At 40.5% G+C, this 20,392-nt stretch carries 20 protein-coding genes; 6 read left to right on the top strand and 14 right to left on the bottom strand.

What is annotated here, in order from left to right; genetic code table 11:
* Positions 1–69: 69 nt before the first annotated feature.
* Genes ACNQGS_RS26015 through ACNQGS_RS26025 form a run of 3 tightly spaced genes read left to right on the top strand, consistent with a single transcriptional unit; the run spans position 70 to position 3,402 of the window.
* Positions 70–1,479: an MFS transporter gene (locus ACNQGS_RS26015; RefSeq protein ID WP_491489898.1), complete on the top strand. Its 1,410-nt coding sequence runs from the start codon at positions 70–72 to the stop codon at positions 1,477–1,479.
* Positions 1,476–2,654 (top strand): phosphopentomutase, encoded by a 1,179-nt coding sequence (deoB, locus tag ACNQGS_RS26020; protein WP_491489899.1) that lies wholly within the window; start codon positions 1,476–1,478, stop codon positions 2,652–2,654. The genes ACNQGS_RS26015 and deoB overlap by 4 nt, the downstream gene beginning before the upstream one ends.
* 13 nt (positions 2,655–2,667) lie before the next feature.
* Positions 2,668–3,402: a GntR family transcriptional regulator gene (locus ACNQGS_RS26025; RefSeq protein ID WP_491489901.1), complete on the top strand. Its 735-nt coding sequence runs from the start codon at positions 2,668–2,670 to the stop codon at positions 3,400–3,402.
* A gap of 180 nt (positions 3,403–3,582) precedes the next feature.
* Here the strand turns inward: ACNQGS_RS26025 and ACNQGS_RS26030 are convergent, their stop codons facing one another.
* The 4 genes from ACNQGS_RS26030 to ACNQGS_RS26045 form a co-directional block, all read right to left on the bottom strand.
* Positions 3,583–3,882 (bottom strand): hypothetical protein, encoded by a 300-nt coding sequence (locus ACNQGS_RS26030; RefSeq protein ID WP_423799984.1) that lies wholly within the window; start codon positions 3,880–3,882, stop codon positions 3,583–3,585.
* A 434-nt stretch (positions 3,883–4,316) separates the two neighbouring features.
* A complete protein-coding gene (locus ACNQGS_RS26035; RefSeq protein ID WP_491489902.1) occupies positions 4,317–4,700 on the bottom strand; it encodes a VOC family protein in 384 nt (127 codons plus the stop codon).
* A gap of 161 nt (positions 4,701–4,861) precedes the next feature.
* Entirely contained in the window at positions 4,862–5,548 is a 687-nt protein-coding gene (locus ACNQGS_RS26040; RefSeq protein WP_491489903.1) for a tetratricopeptide repeat protein, read from the bottom strand.
* On the bottom strand, positions 5,437–6,747 hold the full coding sequence (locus ACNQGS_RS26045) for an SEL1-like repeat protein (RefSeq protein ID WP_491489904.1): 1,311 nt from the start codon (positions 6,745–6,747) through the stop codon (positions 5,437–5,439). The genes ACNQGS_RS26040 and ACNQGS_RS26045 overlap by 112 nt, the downstream gene beginning before the upstream one ends.
* A 689-nt stretch (positions 6,748–7,436) precedes the next feature.
* Here ACNQGS_RS26045 and tagU point away from each other — a divergent pair.
* A complete protein-coding gene (gene tagU, locus ACNQGS_RS26050) occupies positions 7,437–8,366 on the top strand; it encodes a polyisoprenyl-teichoic acid--peptidoglycan teichoic acid transferase TagU (protein WP_491489905.1) in 930 nt (309 codons plus the stop codon).
* A gap of 164 nt (positions 8,367–8,530) precedes the next feature.
* On the opposite strand, the gene ACNQGS_RS26055 is transcribed toward tagU, so the two are convergent.
* From ACNQGS_RS26055 to ACNQGS_RS26080, 6 genes are all read right to left on the bottom strand, one after another.
* Entirely contained in the window at positions 8,531–9,943 is a 1,413-nt protein-coding gene (locus ACNQGS_RS26055; RefSeq protein ID WP_491489907.1) for a sodium:solute symporter family transporter, read from the bottom strand.
* Between the two features lie 54 nt (positions 9,944–9,997).
* Positions 9,998–11,632: an N-acyl-D-amino-acid deacylase family protein gene (locus ACNQGS_RS26060; RefSeq protein ID WP_491489909.1), complete on the bottom strand. Its 1,635-nt coding sequence runs from the start codon at positions 11,630–11,632 to the stop codon at positions 9,998–10,000.
* Positions 11,625–12,842, bottom strand: a complete 1,218-nt coding sequence (locus ACNQGS_RS26065) for a YgeY family selenium metabolism-linked hydrolase (protein WP_491489910.1) — start codon at positions 12,840–12,842, stop codon at positions 11,625–11,627. The genes ACNQGS_RS26060 and ACNQGS_RS26065 overlap by 8 nt, the downstream gene beginning before the upstream one ends.
* A gap of 121 nt (positions 12,843–12,963) precedes the next feature.
* The gene (gene dpaL / locus ACNQGS_RS26070; RefSeq protein ID WP_491489911.1) at positions 12,964–14,190 is read right to left on the bottom strand and encodes a diaminopropionate ammonia-lyase; all 1,227 of its coding nucleotides are present in this window, start codon (positions 14,188–14,190) and stop codon (positions 12,964–12,966) included.
* A 17-nt stretch (positions 14,191–14,207) separates the two neighbouring features.
* Positions 14,208–14,585, bottom strand: coding sequence for a RidA family protein (locus ACNQGS_RS26075; RefSeq protein ID WP_491489926.1), 378 nt, complete (start codon positions 14,583–14,585; stop codon positions 14,208–14,210).
* 184 nt (positions 14,586–14,769) lie between these two features.
* Positions 14,770–16,527 (bottom strand): sigma 54-interacting transcriptional regulator, encoded by a 1,758-nt coding sequence (locus tag ACNQGS_RS26080; RefSeq protein WP_491489912.1) that lies wholly within the window; start codon positions 16,525–16,527, stop codon positions 14,770–14,772.
* 366 nt (positions 16,528–16,893) lie between these two features.
* Here ACNQGS_RS26080 and ACNQGS_RS26085 point away from each other — a divergent pair, with 366 nt between their 5' ends.
* Positions 16,894–17,073, top strand: a complete 180-nt coding sequence (locus ACNQGS_RS26085) for a YvrJ family protein (RefSeq protein ID WP_491489914.1) — start codon at positions 16,894–16,896, stop codon at positions 17,071–17,073.
* Positions 17,074–17,106: 33 nt separating this feature from the next.
* Here the strand turns inward: ACNQGS_RS26085 and ACNQGS_RS26090 are convergent, their stop codons facing one another.
* The 3 genes from ACNQGS_RS26090 to ACNQGS_RS26100 all read right to left on the bottom strand — a co-directional run bounded on the left by ACNQGS_RS26090 (position 17,107) and on the right by ACNQGS_RS26100 (position 18,955).
* Positions 17,107–17,466 (bottom strand): hypothetical protein, encoded by a 360-nt coding sequence (locus ACNQGS_RS26090; RefSeq protein WP_491489916.1) that lies wholly within the window; start codon positions 17,464–17,466, stop codon positions 17,107–17,109.
* 167 nt (positions 17,467–17,633) lie between these two features.
* A complete protein-coding gene (locus ACNQGS_RS26095) occupies positions 17,634–18,071 on the bottom strand; it encodes a GNAT family N-acetyltransferase (RefSeq protein ID WP_491489928.1) in 438 nt (145 codons plus the stop codon).
* 335 nt (positions 18,072–18,406) lie between these two features.
* Positions 18,407–18,955: a hypothetical protein gene (locus ACNQGS_RS26100; protein WP_491489918.1), complete on the bottom strand. Its 549-nt coding sequence runs from the start codon at positions 18,953–18,955 to the stop codon at positions 18,407–18,409.
* Positions 18,956–19,315: 360 nt separating this feature from the next.
* Between ACNQGS_RS26100 and ACNQGS_RS26105 the strand changes: the two genes are divergently transcribed.
* A complete protein-coding gene (locus ACNQGS_RS26105) occupies positions 19,316–20,014 on the top strand; it encodes a VIT1/CCC1 transporter family protein (RefSeq protein WP_491489919.1) in 699 nt (232 codons plus the stop codon).
* A 74-nt stretch (positions 20,015–20,088) separates the two neighbouring features.
* On the opposite strand, the gene ACNQGS_RS26110 is transcribed toward ACNQGS_RS26105, so the two are convergent.
* The coding region (locus ACNQGS_RS26110; protein ID WP_491489921.1) for a DinB family protein at positions 20,089–20,392 on the bottom strand (304 nt) is incomplete at its 5' end.

Here is a 20,392-nt window from a genome sequence, read left to right on the forward strand (position 1 = left end):
TTTTAAACAATTAGAAAGCGTTATCCTAGCTCAAAAACCAACATAATTAACGCGGAGGTATATTCATCAATGAATAGCTCAATTAATAAAAAACCAATTGTAAACGTAAGCAAAATCGTACCGGTTATACTAACTTTAATGATCTTTTCACTCGTGATCGATAACTCTTTTAAAATTATTTCTCCAGATTTAGTCAAGTATTTTGGCGTATCAGCAAGTACGGTTAGCTGGCAAGTAACACTTGCTGGATTAGTCATCGGGATTGGCGCCGTAGTTTATTCTTCTTTATCAGACTCAATTAGTGTTCGAAATCTATTAGCAGCAGGTATTATATTAATTTGTGCAGGTTCCTTACTTGGTTATATTGTCCACACGAATTACTGGTTAATCGTTGTTTCGAGAGTCATCCAAGCTGCTGGTTTAGGGGCGACGGAAACACTTTACTTAATTTTTGTCGCTAAATACGCAAGTCTAGAAGAACAAAAAAAATATATGGGATATAGTACGAGTAGTTTCCAGCTTGCCACCGTTATTGGGATCGTAACAGGCGGATTTGTTTCTACTTATCTGCAATGGCAAAACCTATTTTTAATTCCTTTACTAAGCTTATTATTATTGCCATTCATTCTTAAGTATCTACCAAAAGAAGAACGAAAGAAAAACAATGTAGACTTTATCGGTCTTATTTTAATTGCAGCAGTTGCTACTTCCATCATGTTGTATATGTCCTATTTTAATTGGAGTATTTTTATCCTCTTCCTTGCAGCAGTCGTTACATTCTTAATCTATATTAGTAAAAAGAAAAATGCGTTTATTACCATTGAATTTTTTAAAAACAAACAATTTGTATTTGTATTAATCGTGGCCTTTATCATTTATTCTACCTATGCCGCTTATGCGCTAAATACACTTTCGTTCCTATTAACAACAGTATATGATATCAAATTGGATACTGTTTCACTGATGTTCATTCCAGCATGTTTGTTAGCAGCACTCGTTGGGGCATTATCAGGAAAAATCGGGAAGTATTTAAGCAGTAAGCAATGTGTTTATTTAGCAATGGGATTAATTACGGTCAGCATACTAATGGGTACTTTCTTTGTAGACACATCTATTGCCCTATTTGTTGTCTCTCTAATTCTATTTTCTTGCAGCTTTGCCTTGTTATATGCACCGTTAATCGATACAAGCCTTAAAAATGTACCAGTGGAAAAATCAGGGACAGCATTAGGATTCTATAATTTATGCATCAATATCGCGATGTCAGCAGGTTTCACCTACTCATCCTTCTTAATTGATAAGAAAGATTTACAATTTGGCTTTTTAAAATTTACGTCAGATAATGCAACAGCTGTGAATTATGGTTCGATCATCCTGATTATTGCAGCCATTGCGTTGTTTGCGATCATTTTATTCTGGCTGTTAGTTGATCGAAAAGCAGAAAAGAATACTACGATTCAAAGGAAGAATGCAGCATGAAAAAGTTTAAACGGATACACTTGATCGTTATGGATTCAGTAGGTATTGGAGAAGGAAAAGATGCCGATCAATTTAACGATGTCGGTTCTCATACCCTGTTGCACATTGCCGAGTATATGAATGGACTGAATGTACCTAACCTGGCCAAATTAGGTCTTTCTCATATTGAAGAAATCCCAGGTGTACCAAAAGCGGACAAACCTCTTGCGTATTATACGAAACTACAAGAAAAATCCGTTGGGAAAGATACGATGACAGGCCATTGGGAAATCATGGGGTTAAATATTGATCAACCATTTAATGTATATCCAAACGGTTTCCCAGACAAATTAATTAATCAAATCGAAGAAATGACCGGCCGTAAAGTAGTCGGGAATAAACCTGCAAGCGGAACAGCGATCATTGACGAATACGGGGAGAATCAAACGAAGACGGGCGATTTGATTATCTATACATCAGCCGACCCGGTCCTGCAAATTGCAGCTCATGAAGACATCATCCCACTAGAAGAATTATATGATATTTGTGAAAAGGTCCGAGAAATCACCAAAGACCCGGCCTATTTGATCGGCCGAATTATCGCGAGACCCTATGTGGGCGAACCCGGGAACTTTACCAGAACATCCAATCGTCATGACTATGCCTTAAAACCATTCAGCAAAACCGTCATGAACAGCCTGCAGGACGAGGGCTATGATGTGATTGCCATCGGAAAAATTAATGACATCTTTGATGGTGAAGGCGTTACAGAAGCCATCCGTACGAAAAACAATATGGATGGCATGGACAAATTGCTCGAAGTCATCGAGAAGGATTTTACAGGAATGAGTTTTTTAAATTTAGTCGACTTTGATGCCTTATATGGCCACCGCCGTGACCCGGAAGGCTATGGGAAAGCGTTAGAAGCGTTTGACAAACGTTTAGATGAAGTATTAGAATCAATCCGGGAAGATGATCTGTTAATCATTACGGCTGACCACGGCAATGATCCAACATTTCCTGGCACCGACCATACACGTGAATTTATCCCCGTGTTGGCTTATTCGAAGCAATTAAAGGACTCTGGCAAACTTCCTGAAAACGATACGTTTGCGGATATTGGTGCGACGATAGCAGACAATTTCGATGTGGAAATGCCTGATAACGGTCAATCTTTCTTACCATTTTTAAAATAAAGGATCTGAATGAATGGATACAGTACCGGACAAATTGAAAAGACCACTATATATATATGTATATGACGAGCTTCTTCTTCAAATTACGAAAGGTGAATTTCCTGTAGGCTCAAGGCTTCCTTCAGAACCAGATTTAGCAAAGAAACTAGGCGTCAGTCGGGCAACATTAAGACAAGCGCTGGCCCTTTTGCAGGATGATGGAGTAGTAAGAAACATGCCAGGCAAGGGCAACTTTGTTATTGATTCCTTTTACAAACAACCTGATAGTGTTCAATTAGAAAAACTAAGTAACCCGATGCATAAGTGCCATATAAACCGATTTGACCGAATCGATACACATTATCGGCTAGAACCTGAAACGGAATATACGAAACAGGTGTTAAAAATAAATTCCTCCAGAGTAGCCGCTGTCGAACGTTTATATCGAACAGGGAATGATTTAGTAGGCTATGCTTTTACGTTTATGTCCATGGAAACGGTCGAAAGTTTCTCTTTGGACTTAGATAATAAGGAACAACTTCTGGACTTTCTAGAGAACCAGGTGTATGTGGATGCGAATCATGGAGAAATAGAAATAAGATATACACATACCGTTAATTTAGCCGATCGGAAAGAAAAATTAATTGGTCAGAATGAGTGTTTTCTACTATTAGAAAGTCTTTACGGCAATGGAGATCATCCATTGATTTATAATAAATTTTATATACCACAGCAGTTTTCGAATATAAAATTAAATATTTATAAATAGCTAATTTATGTGGAGACCACCTTGTGACAGCGCTGGGTGGTCTTCTTGTTTTTTAAGTAAATTTGTCCTAACAATAGAACGTATCTCTTTTTCGCCGCCAAAACATTCCAATACCTGTGATGGAGTGCAAAAAATTAAAAACAGCCCTTTAAAAGGCTGCTTCGTGATCGTACTTCATTTTTACTGTTCATGAGTCCAAGAGATTGCTTCTCCTGTAGATGGGCAGCTTGGGAATTTTTCTCCTTGGTTAAGTACTACATGTTCGCCATCTGCATCTACATAATGCCCTGATTCCATTACTGTTTCACCAGTTCTATGAGTATGGCTTTCGTGCGTCCAGGTTGTAGATTTCCCTGTTGATGGGCATTCAGGAAATGTTTCGCCTTGACGAAGTTCTTTCTTCTCTCCATCTGCATCTATATATTGCCCAGATTCCATTACTGTTTCTCCTGTATGATGATGGTCTGTGAAGTGACTCAAAAATAACTCCTCCTTTGAATTAGTTAACCACCATAGTCTCCCACAGACCCATTATTTTATTCTGTTAAAAAGGGTTTGGAAAGTAAATCGCTAATTTTGGAAAGTAAAAGTAGAAAATCAGAAAGTATTTGCCAAAAAGTGAAAGTAAAATCATCAAAGTGGAAAGTAACCACACCAAACCGGAAAGTATATCCAAATAAATGGAAAACACCCCAAATAGGTCATTATGTTTTCTCTTATTTTAACTGATCATTCACACAGTAAATCATATCCCACTGATCGGGTGCCTGCATTGTTTATTGAAAAAGGAACCTTGGATTGCCCCTGAACCGGTGTTTGTCTGATACCTTGACTCCCCTTTCTTGGCCAGGTTCCCCAATAGTGAACCAAATAAAAAAGCAAAGGTAAAAAAACTTTACCCTTGCTCAGAACATTTAACAATTACAGATCATTAAAACATTACCATCTAAATCCTTGAAGTTAAAATAAGCAAAATCACCTATGCGCTCTATTTCTTTAACAACTATTATTCCTTTATTTTTAATAAACTGGTATGCTTCATCAATATCTTTGACGAAGAAATTAAATAGAACGTGGTCTGAGGGCTTCAATTTAAAGCCTGGGTCAAATGTGTGATCATCTAAAGTAAGTCCGGTTTCTGAAGTTACAGGGACATTGTAAACAGGAGAATGAACTTCTTCCTTATTAAACGGTAACCCAAGTAAATCACTGTACCATTCTGCAGATTTTTTTAAATCACTAACATGAATAAATACATTATTTACCTTACAAGCAATTGGAGAAACCGTTGAATTCATATACTTTTCCACCTTTTTACTTTTTTGTATATTAATAATTCACCAAAGAATAAACAATACCTCTTAAAAATTCTAAATTAAATAAGGCTGTTGAGTTGGAAATCTTTGAACTGTCGTACTTAATAACTGTTAAAAACCAAACTATTGGCTGAATACAATTTTTAAAAAGAGTTAAAACGAATAGTAGTATGACCCTTTGGCGTCCAGCCTAATGACTCACCTTCAAACCCTTGCTCTGCTGCTTTCTTATACCATTGTTCAGCTTGGGGCTGGTCTTGCTCTACTCCTATCCCCTTTGCATACATATCTCCAAGTCTGTACTGGGCTGCGGCATGCTCTCGCTCTGCTGCCCTTCTGTACCATTCTACTGCATGGGCTTGATCTTGAACTACACCGAACCCATGTTCATAGGCATATCCCAGGCTATACTCAGCAGCAACACTTCCTTTCTCGGCTGCCCTCCTAAACCACTTTACGGCTTCCCGATAATCCTTGGCTACTTTAGATCCCTGCGTATACATGACCCCTAGTCGATACAGGGTATTCCTAAGATTTGCAATAGCAAGTGTATTGCTTTCCAGCGTCGTCGCCTTTTGATACCATTCCACCGCTTGAATCAGGTTTTGAGGTACTCCTAATCCCCTGGCATACAAGTCCCCTATACTATTGTGTGCCCACGCGTTTCCCTGTTCAGCCGCGTTTTTAAACCATTCAAACGCCTGCTCATAGTCTTTGGCTACTCCGTTCCCCTTCGCATAGGCAACTCCAAGCCTATACAGAGCACGATCAACTCCCTGCTCAGCCGCCTTTCGATACCATCCAACCGCCTGCTCAGGGTCCTTCTCCACTCCCCACCCATATTCGTATATCGCCCTAACTGAGCCTGGGCATCGGCATGGCCTTGCTCGGCTGACCTCATATACCATTTCATCGCTAGCTTATTATCTTTTCCTAATCCGGTTGAATCAGCATATGCCAGTCCAAGCCTATACTGGGCATTCACATCCCCCTGTTCTGCCCCTATCTTATATTGCTCCACCGCTTGCATTCGTTTTTCAGTTCCTTCAACCATAATCTGAGCAGGCTGAAGCCCTTGCTTGGCTGCCTTTCTGTACCATCCTAATGCCTGCTCAAGGTCTTGGGCTACTCCAAGTCCGTGCTCATACATGCCCGCAAGATTATACTGAGCACTCTCGTCTCCTAGCTCGGCCGCCTTTCGATACCATCCCACGGCCTGCTTTAAGTCCTCCTCTACTCCATTCCCATTGGAGTACTTCGTCCCTAGTGTATTTTGGGCACCAGTATGGCCTTGCACTGCAGCCCTCGTAAACCATTCCACCGCTTGTTTAAGTTCTGACTGTATCCCGGTATCTCCATATTCGTACTTGCAGCCAAGGTAAAATTGCGCCTGCGCGTGTCCTTGTTCTGCCGCACGATGATACCACTTCATGGCCCGATTAGGGTCCCGCTCCATTCCATATCCCCCGTCATACATTAACCCCATGCTATATTGAGCCTCTGCATGCCCTTGTTCCGCAGCCTTGGAGTACCATTCGATTGCCTTATTGTAATTCTGTTCAACTCCTTGAGCGTTATAATAGATCTCTGCAAGGCAAAATTGACTATCCGGATCGCCTTGTACAGCCGCTTTTTTAAACCAAAAAAATGCCTCTAACAGATTTACTTCTACCCCCGTGCCTCTCCGATAGATACTGCCTAGCTTTGCTTGTGCCCCTGCGTGCCCTTCCTCGGCTGCCCTTTTAAACCACTGAATAGCACTCACATAATCGGTTTCAATTATTCCTTCATAAAATAGTAAACCTAACACAAATTGGGACTCAACATGTCCTAATTCTGCCGCTTTTTTATAGTGAGTCGCTGCCTCAAGCCTATCACCCGTGAGTCTTGCTTCTTCTCCTGCTTGAAACTGCTTTTCTGCCTGCATTTCTTCAGAATTTAGGAATTTCTGCTGCTTTTCTTGTTTGCTTTCACTAGTTCTATAACTTTGAACATACCATTCCACAATATCTAGTAAACTGTCTAACACTCTTATTGCATCTTTAGCATTGCCAGGCCCGGGGTGAGGACCTATGTTCCCCATAGCCTTTATATGTCTCATCAAATTGAGAATTGGGATAGCAATTCTATGATTAAAACTTGGGTTATTTAGGATGTTGCCCAGAGAGGAACCTCGTGAATCTTGACCTGTTTCCTTCAAATATACATCCGAGACAATCTTTTCAAGTGCAATCCTAGACTTGGTTAAAGAACTCTTGGGATCAGAATAGATGTACTTATATGCCAGCTTAATTTGTTCGTTTATATCTTTATCAATTAATATAGTAAGAATCTCTGCTATACGTTGTTTTATTCTTCCTCGTTATAAATCATCTGTCCACCTCTTCTATAAGTACATTTTAACTAATTTTTACCTAAAGTATCTTAAAACTTTTCAATACTATTAAAATAATTGCCAACCATGTCATCCCCATTCATCCAACATCTTTTTTGGCAAATAACTATATAAAAAGTAAAGGACCCTTGGGATGGGAAGGTGTTTATGACTGTTATATTTGGCGGCACCTAACTTTTCTTGGAAAAAGTTAATAGTTACATAAATATTGTTTTGTGAGAAAATGAAAGACTGAAGTCAACTTTCTCTCAAAAAAACTGCCTCAGGACTTGTATCGTATATATAACCCAGCCAACAGTTTAAAATAAAGGAGGTTTTCATAAATGAAAACTCAAAAAAGGAAGAAAAAGTGGGTCAAAATTACGCTCATCACTCTTCTTGTGTTGTTCCTATCACTCGGAATTTACAGTTATTCCGTATACAAATCGTTTAAAACCGCCGTTGATACCATGCATCAGCCAATCGAACGAAAACAATCAGATAAACGCCAAGAGCCCGTTGAATTAAAGAAGGATCCATTTACAGTCTTAATGCTGGGTGTCGATGAACGGCAAGGAGATAAAGGTCGTTCTGACTCCATGATTGTCTTGGCTGTTAACCCTCAAAAACAGTCGGTAAAAATGTTAAGCATACCGCGTGACACACGCACTGAAATAGTCGGCAAGGGAAAAGAGGACAAGATCAATCATGCTTATGCATTCGGCGGAGTACCGATGGCAATGGATACGGTTGAAAACTTTCTCGATATCCCGATCGATTATTATATCCAGATTAATATGGAAGGCTTTAAAGACATTGTCGATGCGGTTGGCGGGGTAACGGTCCAGAATGACCTGGACTTTACTGTCGGCCAATACCATTTCGCAAAAGGAAAGATCACTCTAAATGGGGATGAAGCGTTAAGTTATTCGAGGATGAGACACGAGGACCCTAGAGGGGACTTTGGACGACAAGAAAGGCAGCGTCAAATCATTCAGGCTGTTATAAAAGAAGGTGCCAGCTTTTCTAGCTTAACAAACTTCTCTGACATCTTTTCCGCCCTTGGTAAAAATGTCAAAACAAACTTAACCTTTGACCAAATGGCAGCCATTCAAAAAAATGATAAAACGGCCGGAAACAGTATTGAACAAATCGAAATAAAAGAAACAGGCACAAAGATTAACAAAATTTATTATGGAATAGTCGCTCCAGAAGAGAAACAAAGGGTACAAAGTGAGTTAAAATCACAATTGGAGTTAAGCAATCCTAACTAAACGAATTTAATTAATGCTCGAATTAATGTGACCCTCCCAATCCAGCCCACACCTAACAATCAAAGCCAACAACCTTCAAAGTTGTTGGCTTTTTAGAATTAATATACCAATTTCACTACTAAAGAACGGTTTCCTTATCATGATTAGCAAGCTGCAATATCACTCTATGCCGTATAATGATCCTCCTGATTATACGCCGAAGGTGCTGCCGGGACTCCTCTATTAAGTTCGATTTTATTTACAATCAAGAAGGTTAATAGGCTGGCTGCGCTTCCGGCAATGACAGCCATGATACCGAATGGTTCTTTTGCCAGCTGCCATCCGAGCCCGATAACGGTTCCCGCAATAATAGAGTACAAACCGGCTTTTGGTGTAACTTTATCCCATACCAATCCTAGTAGATATGCTGCAAATGGACCGGTTGAACGAAGGGTAAAGGCAAAAACAAGCAACGGAATGATTTGTTGGCTGAATAAAGAAATGCCAACCGCCACAAAACCTGAGATCACAACAAGCATTTTACTTAATTTAAGCTCTTTATGAGGTTCCACGGCTTTCTTCGTAACAATTGGATAAATATCTTTTACGAATACACTTGCTACAGCAAGTAAGTTTCCAGAGGCACTAGACAATGTTGCAGAAATGACACCTGACAGGAGAAGCCCTGAAATAAGCGGCGGCAATAATTCAACAGAAACGGTTGCCAATGCATCATTGGCATTAATCGTTGGAAAGACAGCTAACGCAATTAAACCAAGAACAGCCGGAATGAAGGCATATAATGTCATTAAGATGCCGCATAATAGTGAACCTGTTACGGCTACTTTTTGATTTTTTGCAGAGTAGTAGCGCTGTACCGCTTCCTGTCCAGTTGAAAAAGTCATAAAGTACATGATGGTTAACCCGATGATGGTTCCCCATCCAATCTTGGTAAAGCCTAACTGTTCCTTCGGCAGGTTGGACATGACCGTGTCTACACCACCTGCACTGTGAAGAGCGAAGGGAACAGCAATCGCAAACCCGAAAACAATAAGGAAAAATTGCACAAAATCCGTAAGTGTAACACTCCACATTCCACCCAGATAGGTGTAGAACACAACCCCTAATCCTGCAATCAGAATTGCCCATGTTACACTAAAACCTGTTAATATATGGACAATTGATGCCGTTGCTGTAATTTGAACTGCAGCCAAGGCTGTTGAAGCAACAAAAGACAAGAAACTAGAAATAGCATAACTGCCTTTACCGTATCTCCGACCAATAATTTCCGGAACAGTTGTCGCCATTGCCTTCCGCATATAAGGGGCCACAAAGGATACTAGCAATATACCAATCCCGGCCGATACCACATACCAACCGGCAGACAGCCCCCAATCTCCATAAGCTTTAGAGGCGACACCAACAGAACTTCCTCCGCCAATCTCAGTTGCGGCCAATGTCCCTGCAAGCATAATTGGACCTAATCGACGGCCAGCAAGGTGATAATCGTTACTATCCTTGACCTTTGTTTTTGCATATAATCCAATTCCAATCATGGCTGCCATATAAACGATAACAATTGTCCAAATAATTCCCATAAATCATCCTCCTTAGAAATAGCTTGCATGACAATCTACATTTCAGCTCTGTTCTTAACGGGACAATAACTCTTTTTCATTAACTCCTTGAACCCCTGGATAATGACGGCGAATCACCTTTCCCACAGCTTTCCGATAAGCCTGCTCACCTTGAATGACAACCTCACCGTTGACGATGACCGTATCAATTCCAAGATTGAACTGGCGCGGTTTTTCAAATGTGGCTTGGTCGATAATTTCGTCTGGGTTAAAGATGACAATATCAGCGGCCAATCCCTCACGTAAGATCCCGCGGTCCTGCAAACCTATGATTCTCGCAGGCTGGGACGTCATACGGCGAATCATATCTTCTAACGGGAGAACCTTTTCTTCCCTTACATATTTTCCAAGAATCCGAGGAAATGAACCGTAGGCACGAGGATGTGGTTCACCGCCTAATAAACCGTCGCTTCCAATCGTCCCAGCCGGGTGTGCAAGGATTGCCTTAACGGATTCCTCATTCATGACAAAATCAATCATCCCAACGCCATTTTTCTCGTGAAGAATCAAGTCCAGAGCTACTTCGGCACAATTTTCCCGGCCGTCTAATTCAGCAATTTGTTCAATCGTCTTGCCTACACAATACTGTTTCTCAGCGGATTCTACGGATGTAACAATAATTCCATCCCAACCGGCCCATTTCGACATGCTGTCCCATCCCTTAAAGCCTGTTGCCATCTCCTCGATCATTTTCTTCCGAAGCCCTTCATCGGCGAGGCGTTCGAGCAGCTGATCGGTGCCGCCAGCATGAACCCAAGGCGGCAGAATGGCACTCAGCATCGTACTTCCGGCCGTGTACGGGTATTGGTCAAAGGTTACTTCTAACCCTTCTTCCCGCGCTTGGTCAATCTTTTTTAATACATCCGGTGTCTTATGCCAGTTATCCTTGCCGCAGTTCTTTAAGTGTGAAAAATGAAGGTGGGCTCCGCACCGCTTCATCATGTCGATCAATTCCTGCATGGATTCCAGAATTTCGTCCCCTTCACTTCTCTGGTGGATGACCAGCGGCACCCCGTATTCCGCAATTACTTGGCATAATGCCTCTAATTCTTTCATTTCGGCAAAACAGCATGGCGGATAAATTAATCCGGTCGATAAGCCAACTGCTCCTTCATCTAAAGAACGGCGGAGAACGTCTTGCATTTGTTTAATCTCGTCATCTGTAGCCGGACGATTGTCGAGTCCCATAACCTCCATCCGGATATTCCCATGCGGGGCAAGCACCGCCAAATTGTAGCTTGGATTGTTCTTCTCAATCTTATCTAAATATTCAGAAACCGTTGTCCAGTCCCATTCAATTGGCGGGTTGCCATCCAATCCAGCCAGATTTTTTCTCCATGGCGAAACATATTCCTTTGGCAGCGGGGCTGCAGCAATTCCGTCCTGCCCTAGCAAGTCGGTTGTAATTCCCTGGCGAACCTTTGCCTCGATCAAAGGCTCATCAAGAATAACAAGGTCGGAATGGGTATGCATATCAATAAATCCAGGACTTACAACTTGATTCTTCGCATCAATTTCCTCCTTCGCCTGGAGATTGGTTAATTTTCCAATCTTGGCGATTTTTCCGTTCTCTATCGCCAAGTCCCCGTAGTACCATGGCGAACCTGTCCCGTCAATAATTTTCCCGTTGCGAATGATTAAATCATACATGTCTTACCGTCTCCTTTTCCTTGGAATGAATCGATGTTAACGCTCTCATAATGGCCGAGTAGCCTGCTGTAGCTTTTACCAATTGCTCAATCTCGATATATTCATCATCAACGTGGGCCTGTGATTCTAACGACGGCCCAAAGCCGATGGTTGGAATATTTGCTTCACCTGCAAAGTGGCTTCCATTTGTACAGAAGGAATAATGAGACAGTTCAGGTGTGAGTCCAATCGCAGCTAATTCTTTTAATGGAAGCTGGACAAAATCTTCGTCATCATCATATACCCATCCCGGGAAAAATCGCTCATCTCTAATTAGGGCCCCTGTATAACAGCGTTCCTCGCCGAAAGCGTACTTTACGCTTGCTTTAAACTGCGAATCCCCCAACTGGAGCTTATCAATGAGATCCTGGATTGGCGCTAAAACGGATTCCTTTGTTTCCCCCACCAGCAGCCGGCGGTCAAATGTCACTGTACATAAGGATGGAACGACAGATGCCCCAGGATAAGGAGAGGATTTGATATCCGTTAATTCAAGTATTCCTTTTCCTAATACTTCATGTTCATTCACTGGCAGGTTACGAATCTCAGAAAGGAGCTTCATCATATGATAGACCGCATTAATTCCTTTTTCCGGATTAGAGGAATGGGCAGGCTTTCCAACGGTTTCGACGACGATTTCCGCACGGCCCCTTTGTCCCCGATTTAGTTTTAAATTCGTTGCCTCTCCAATGACGACATAATCTGGGTTTACAATTTCACTAACCCGTCTTGTCGCTACTCCCTCAAAGCACTCCTCATGGACGCTGCATGAAACAACCACCTTACCAGGAAAGGCTTTCTTTGTATCTTCAGCAAAATTGATTGCCGCAGCAATCATAGCACTAACGGCCCCCTTCATATCGGAGGTTCCTCTGCCATAAATTTTTCCATCTCTTATTTCGCCTGAAAAAGGGTCGACGGTCCACTGCTCAGTATGTACTGGTACAGTATCAATATGGCCATCCAATAATACGGTAGGTCCCTCCATATTGCCGTTTATAACGAGCATGACATTCCCGTACTCATCTACAATACATTCATCAAAGCCATGCTGTTCAGCATATGCCTTAATCTCTTTTGCCACCAAATCCTCTTGGCCGGAATAACTTTTTAATCTCACTAATGATTGACAAAGCTTAATCACGCTTTCTTTCCGTTTTTCTGATAACACCTTTACTCCCCCTATACAAAATTTCTATTCCTTTTCCAGATCGACTCTTAGGCCAGGCACTTCACCGCGTCATCCAAAAACTTTGAATATAGCTCCAAAAGCCTTGGCCCGAGCCCCTATTTTAAATCGGACAGCGCCCTTCCCAAACAACCTTTTTATAATGGTCCGGGTCAGTATCCCCTTCTGTGCTAATCAGCAAGATTCTTGAATTTGAGTCTAGTAATATCTCATCATTTACAGATTGGTCTGCTTCCAGTTTCCGTAAATAGTAGACAAGCCCGAGGGTCACCGCGCCTGATTCGCCAGAAATAACCCGAGGGTCATCCTTCAGCGGATTTCCGTAGAGCCTCATCCCCAATGCGGAAATATTATCGTTACAGGAGAAGGCTGCCTTAGCGTATTGACCCAATATCCGAAACGCCCTTGTATTCGGTTCCCCGCAAGCTAGGCCTGCCATGATGGTGTCCATATCTCCGCCGACAACCTCTCGCTTCCCTTCTTTATTGGCAAAGGACCTGTAGTAACAATCAGCTTTTTCCGGTTCCACTACGATAATCACCGGCGGATTTTCTCGATAATGCTGAACCATATAAGCAGCGACCCCAGCGGCAAAAGATCCAACTCCGGCCTGCAAGAAAATATGTGTAGGCGGTTCTCCTCCGGCGCTGCCCATTTGATCGACCACTTCTTTAGCCATCGATGCATATCCCTGCATGATCCAAAGCGGAATTTCATCATAACCTTCCCAAGCAGTATCTTGAACCATTACCCAGCCATTTTTATTTGCAAGGCTGGCACACATTCGAACAGCATCGTCATAATTTAACTCCGTAATATCCGCCTCTGCTCCTTCGTTCCGAATCGCATTCAGACGAATCAAGGACGAACCCTTTGGCATATAAATGATCGATTTATGACCCAGCTCTCTTGCCGCCCAGGCAACCCCGCGGCCATGGTTCCCGTCCGTTGCAGAAATAAAGGTGACTTCCCCAAGCTTTTCTTTTACTCGAGGAGACTGCAGTTCTTTAAATGAAAGGTTCTCAATGTTTTCGCCAAGTTGATTGGCCAGGTACTTTGCCACCGCATAAATACCACCCATTACCTTAAAGGCATTAAGGCCAAAACGGTACGATTCATCCTTCACTAGGATTTCGGAAACATTAAGATAGTCCGCTAAATTTTTTAATGAATGCAAGGGTGTTTCTGTATAGGATTCATGGGATTTTTGAAACTGGTGGATCTTTTCAACCTCTTTATCTTGAAAAAATGATAATTCATCGTCGTTATAGACAGGATCATAAAATGTATTGGAAACCCATTTCATATCCTTTCTCATGGTACTCTGCACTAACAACCCCTCCTTTTCTATTTTGTTACTGCAATAACTTCGATTTCCACCTTTGCCCCTTTAGGGATGGCAGACACCTCGAAACAGCTTCTTGCAGGCTTATGTTCTGAAAAATATGATCCATACACTTCATTTACACTTTGAAATGAATCAATAGAATCAAGGAAGATCGTCGCTTTCACAATATCCTCTAAACCCAGATTTAACTCTGACAGCAATTCTGAAATATTTTTTAAGATTTGCTCTGTCTGTTCGGCTGCGGAATCCCCTACTATATTCCCGGTTTCGCAATCTAACGGCAGCATGCCTGATAGAAAGACAAAACCATTGGCAATGATTGCTTGGGAATAGGGGCCTACCGCTGCTGGTGCTTTATTTGTTTGAACTTGTTGCAGCATATATTTGCTCCTCCTTTAGAGTTTTTCTATCCTTATACAATGCAAGTCGCGTGCCAAGATGAAGACCCCTTCAGTAAGCGCTTATATAAAAATGAAAATCTTAAAAAGGTACCAAAATGATACTCAAACTAAAAAATTCGGATCAAAATTCCTAGTAAAACAAAAAAGTCTCATTTTGATATCAAATATCAATTTGATACTTTTTTATTTTTCGAAACAGCGTAGCTCGCCCAATTCCTAATAATTGGCTTGCATCCTCCACGTTGAGCTGATGATTGTGAACGTATTGAAGAGCTTTTTTAATCAAATCCTTTTCCATTTCAACTAAGGAGAAAGATGTAGAGGTAAGAGGAATCTTCTGTTTTTCCATTTCTAGCTTTCGTTGAATTAATTCACCTGCTGCCTCCATGGTGATCCACCCATTGGTAATAAAATTAAATAGGTATTCAATAAAATTTTTCAGTTCTCGAACATTACCCTTCCATGGATAATTTAACATGGCACTTATGACATTCTTTCCAAAGCCTAATACATTCGCATGAAATTGTTCATTGAACAAGGAAATAAAGTGGTCACTCAGAGCAATGATGTCCTCCTTCCTGCTTCTAAGCGGCGGAATCACGATAGGAATGACATTGAGCCGGAAATACAAATCCTCCCTAAACAGTCCATTATTCACCATTTCCTGCAAATCTTTGTTCGTTGCCGCGATCACCCTTACATCAACTGGGATCGTATGGGTACTGCCAAGACGTTCTATTTCCTTCTGTTGGAGAACACGCAGCAGCTTCACTTGTAACAGCGGAGGCATCTCGCCTATTTCATCTAAAAAGATCGTCCCTTGATGGGCCAATTCAAATTTACCCGGCTTCCCTTTTTGATTGGCACCAGTAAACGCGCCTCTCTCATAACCAAACAACTCACTCTCTAATAAGTGCTCAGGAATAGCACCACAATTGACAGTAATTAAGGGATGCTCCTTCCTCATACTCGAATGGTGAATGGCTCTGGCGAATTCCTCCTTCCCTGTACCGCTTTCCCCTTGAATTAAGACGGTGGAGTCAGATTGGGATACCTTAAAGGCGTATTTTTTTACCTCCGTGATTTGTGTGCTGACACCAATAATTTGGTCAAACGGTTTCTTTTGGTCCTCCGCTGCCATTTCTGCAAGATTTCGAATCTCTTTGACATCCTGAATACTAATCAAATACTCCGTCTGATATGATGCTAGAGAAGATAGTTTTTGTTTAGTCAAAAGCAAAGATTTCTCTCCCCTGCTGGTTACAAGCGTAATGGTTCGACTCAAAACCCCTGACTCCCAAGCAAAATCACGAATTAAGTTTTGTACATGGAGAGGAACTGCCTTGTTTTCTGCTCCCAATAGCATTTCAGCTTTTAGGTTCATTTCATTCAGCTTTCCTTTTTCGTCAATCACAATCATTCCTACATGAACAAGATCCATCAACTTTTCCATTTTTTCTGAGTTGCTTGTAAGCTGTTGATTCAAATGGTATAAATGCAATTTACTTGATAAAAGGTCTGCCATTTTTCTTAAAAAAGTCAATATTCCATCCGTGTTCTCAAACAAACGCTGGCGCTGCTCCTCGTTAAATGCCAATAGCCCAATCACACCAATCGCCCGGTTATCATATGTAATTGGCGTGCAAATCTCCCCGGTCTCTGAGCAATTTTGGAAAAATTGGCATCTCTGACAAACCTCTGCATACCCAGGATTTGTGATAATGACTGGCTGCCCGGTACGAATGGCAGATTTATAGACGAGATCCCCTTCCATTTTGTGAAGGACACTTACCCGTTGCTCCCCTGTACCTGCAACTCTAATAAAATGATGATTGGCAATTTCAACCTCAATCTTTAAAACAGCCGCTATTGCATCTGCAATACTTTGGACAACAGGCTGAATATTCATTAAATCCATTCTTTCACCCCTACTTTCAGCTAGTATAGTATCAATGTGATACTATACTATACTATATTTGTAATTTTGGGACTATTTAAATTTAAATTATTTGTCAAAGAATTTCCGTAATTACTTTTTACAACCACATCTACTCACAAAATTTCCAAACGCACGTTTACTTTGCAAAGGCAACCCGATTACCTCATAAAAACCGACAATCTTCCCTCCGTTAACCTACATAAACATTTACTTCTTAAATTATAAACTTTTAAAAAATTAATCCTCCCCCTGTCCTTTTCCCTTCAATACGTTTAAGGGGGGAGGCCGGTTCTTTAACGAAACCGGCCTCTTTAAAAATATTAATCGGAAAGGAGCGAATCTGCCGTGGAACAAATCATCTCATTTATCAATGAGGTTGGCTTCCCTATCGTTGTGACCCTCTATCTTCTCTATCAAATAGAATCCAAGCTAGATTTAGTCGTTCAGTCGATCCAAAGGCTGACTGAGCGAATGATGCGTGTCTATTTTTATTTTGGGCTTACGTTTTTTATACTTCAAAATTAGAATTACAAATATTCTCTTAATTTTTGTCTAATATTAATAAATAAAACTCGCAATAATATAGTAAACATAAGTTAATTGACTAATTATTACTAAGCAAATTGAACAGATATTTATTAACTTTGAATACCCCAGCTTTTTAAAAAGACGGTAGATTAATAGGGAAAGACCTAGAATTATCAATTGTGCTATAAATGCTATGTAGTGATATGCATGCACAGCCTCTGCCCCTCCAATGTAAATACCTGTACCTACTAAAATAATCCCTAATAGTCCAGATATCCCAGCCATAATTGCCAGAGCACCACCACCCTTAGTTTTTACCATTTGTGCTGGAAACAATGATATTCCTAACATCATGAAACTTATCAAAATATGAAGTAAAAATTCTAACACATTTATATACCCCTCAATCTTTTACCATGCCTTCCAATTTGCTAAGAATTACCGACTAGATTGACTCCCTCGCTCTCTATCCCCGTATAAAACCAATACAATAATTAAAAAATACTGAGCATTAAGTAAAAGAGCGTATTAGTTGGTTGTAGATACGCCACCAATTTTTAAAGCTTCAGCTTTAAACCTTCATGTGTTGCTTTAAAACCTAACCGTTCATAAAACCTTAAGGCATCTGGTCTTTTTTTATCAGTTGTCAGTTGTACTAAATGACAACCACGTGCTTCTGCACGTTGAATTGCCCATTTTATAAGTTCAGTACCTACACCCTTACCTCTTACAGAAGCTGATGTTCTCACTCCTTCGATAGTAGCTCTCCATCCACCTTGATGTGTTATATATGGTGTAAAAGTAATTTGTTGCACCCCAATCACTTCATTACCGTCACACGCCACAACTAACTCGTTATTAGGGTCAGATGTAATAGCCTCAAATGCTTTTATGTAACTACTAGGAAGTGGATGCTCATAACGCTCACGTTTAATTCCCAAAACATCATCAGAAAGCATTGCAACAATACTGTCTAAATCTTTTTCAGTAGCCATTCTAAACCTTATTTCTGTGTTCAATCAAATCACCCCTTTTATTAAATTCTATGCTAACTGAATTGACCCCATAAGTTAATTGGTATTACTTTATGACATTTAATAAGTTTCACTTATAGCTAGATTTTCCTATCAACTATTCTGCCAAGTTAGTTCAAGAAAAAAAGACCGCCGCCGCGATCTTCTTTAGCTATTCTATTGAGGGTAGGTTAGTGGAAAAAGAAAAGCTGACATTTGAAGCACTTATTTAAAAGTCACTAAATTGTTACAGTTACGTCATTACACCTGAATATAGACTATTTCTCTGATTTTAAAACGGCTTATGCACATATTGTTTATAAAAAGGAATGAATTAAAAATAGAATGGCAAAAGCAACACCAGACCGTAGATGCCACTTCCGGTCCATTCTTTGATATCGAAATAGTCCTGATATCGGAACAGGAAGCAGGACAATCAAGGAAAGCAATCCACTTATATTATTAAAATCAAATTTGAAGCCGTGCATAAAGACAGCCACCGTATGCACGATAATAAAAGCGATGGCGAGAATGGCTACTGGAGTATGCCATTTTCGGGCAAAGCGCAGTAAAGTGGACAACCTTTTTTTCAAATTGGCTTGACCTTTTAAATAATCAAGCTTCATAACACGAAGAAGCACATAATAAGCAAGTACAAAAAATAAGGCAATTCTTGCATTGGAGCCAAAATCTTTAAATGTATGTTTGAACTGCCTGCTGTGCAGAGTGGTTAATGGAAGCTGTGATAGTCCCTTCAGTTCCCAAAGCACGATCAAAGCAGCGATAATAATCGCCACAATTACCCATATGCGTTCCTTTTTAGGAATCCATCCTTGTTTTTGAGCCTTGATTGCCCGTGTATTCATTGGTTTGTCCTCCTATTAATTAAAGTAGTATTTGTATACCTTCTGCATTTTTTAATCCAAAACAACTTTTACATTCTTAATTTGGTCATTGTCACCGAATCCTATTTTTTCGAAAAACAAACCATTTAAAGTAAAAATAAGCCTCAAATACAATGTAGCACGATAAATGAATACATTTTCTAAATTAATGAATTTTTAATTATAAATTAATAAGAAAATAGCTTAATTATTTGCATACTAAATTATATTTGACGAATAAAATATTCCCAATTTTGTTCGTAGAATTTTTTACAAGCGACAGTAAATACTATAAAAAATCGGGCTCATAATGGTAAAATTAGTTAATTGGAGGTGAAAAATATGGATCAACACCTGCATCACGTAGAAGAACATTTTTCTGGGTCTGACTTCATTCGGGATGTTGTCATTGGTATGTCAGACGGATTAACCGTACCATTTGCATTAGCTGCTGGTTTGTCCGGGGCTGTTGATACAACAACATTGATTCTCACGGCAGGAAGTGCTGAAATTGCAGCAGGGTCAATTGCAATGGGGCTCGGAGGATACTTGGCAGGTAAAACAGATGCGGAACATTACGAATCTGAACTTGCTCGCGAACAGCGCGAAGTAATAGAGCTTCCGGAACGCGAAGAAGAGGAAGTATCCGAAATTTTCAGGGGATATGGACTTGAAGAAGAACAAATCAAATCGATTACAGAAACCATGAAAAAAAACCCTGAAAAATGGGTGGATTTTATGATGAGATTCGAATTAGGGTTGGAGAAACCAGAGCCTACAAGAGCTAGGAACAGTGCGATTACCATTGCCGTTTCTTATATTGTCGGCGGGTTAATTCCACTGTTCCCTTATTTTATCTTTAGGCATCCTGCAACAGCTTTAATGGTTTCTGTAGTGGTCACACTGATCGCTTTGATGATTTTTGGATACGTAAAAGGAAGGTTCACGGGAACTTCACCTATTAAGAGTGCTGTTCAAACCACGATTACTGGGGGAATTGCAGCAGCAGTTGCGTTTGGTCTGGCGAGAATTCTCACTTGAAGGAAACCTCACAAACTTACTCAACAAAAAAGGCAATGTCAATTAAACATCGCCCAAAATACTTCTAGATAAAATTAATCTTCTGTTCCTAATACATCTGTATTTGGGGGCTCATAACCCATCTGACGGAGCATGGCTACTATTTGTCCCTTGTGATGAAACTCGTGAGTAATGGTGTGCATAAGCAATTTTCGAGGAGTAATAGATAATCGTTCAGGTGCTTCTCTCCAAGGGATCTCTCTCTCAATTAGCACGTTTAATTCATGGCCATGTAGTTCTAATAATTCATTTACGATTGAATCTACTTGTTCAAATCGTGCTTTTATTTCCTCTAAACTGAGATTATGTAATTCTTCTTTTGGAGTAAGTGGTTTTTTA

The sequence above is a fragment of the Neobacillus sp. PVCKKU3 genome (assembly GCF_058323225.1).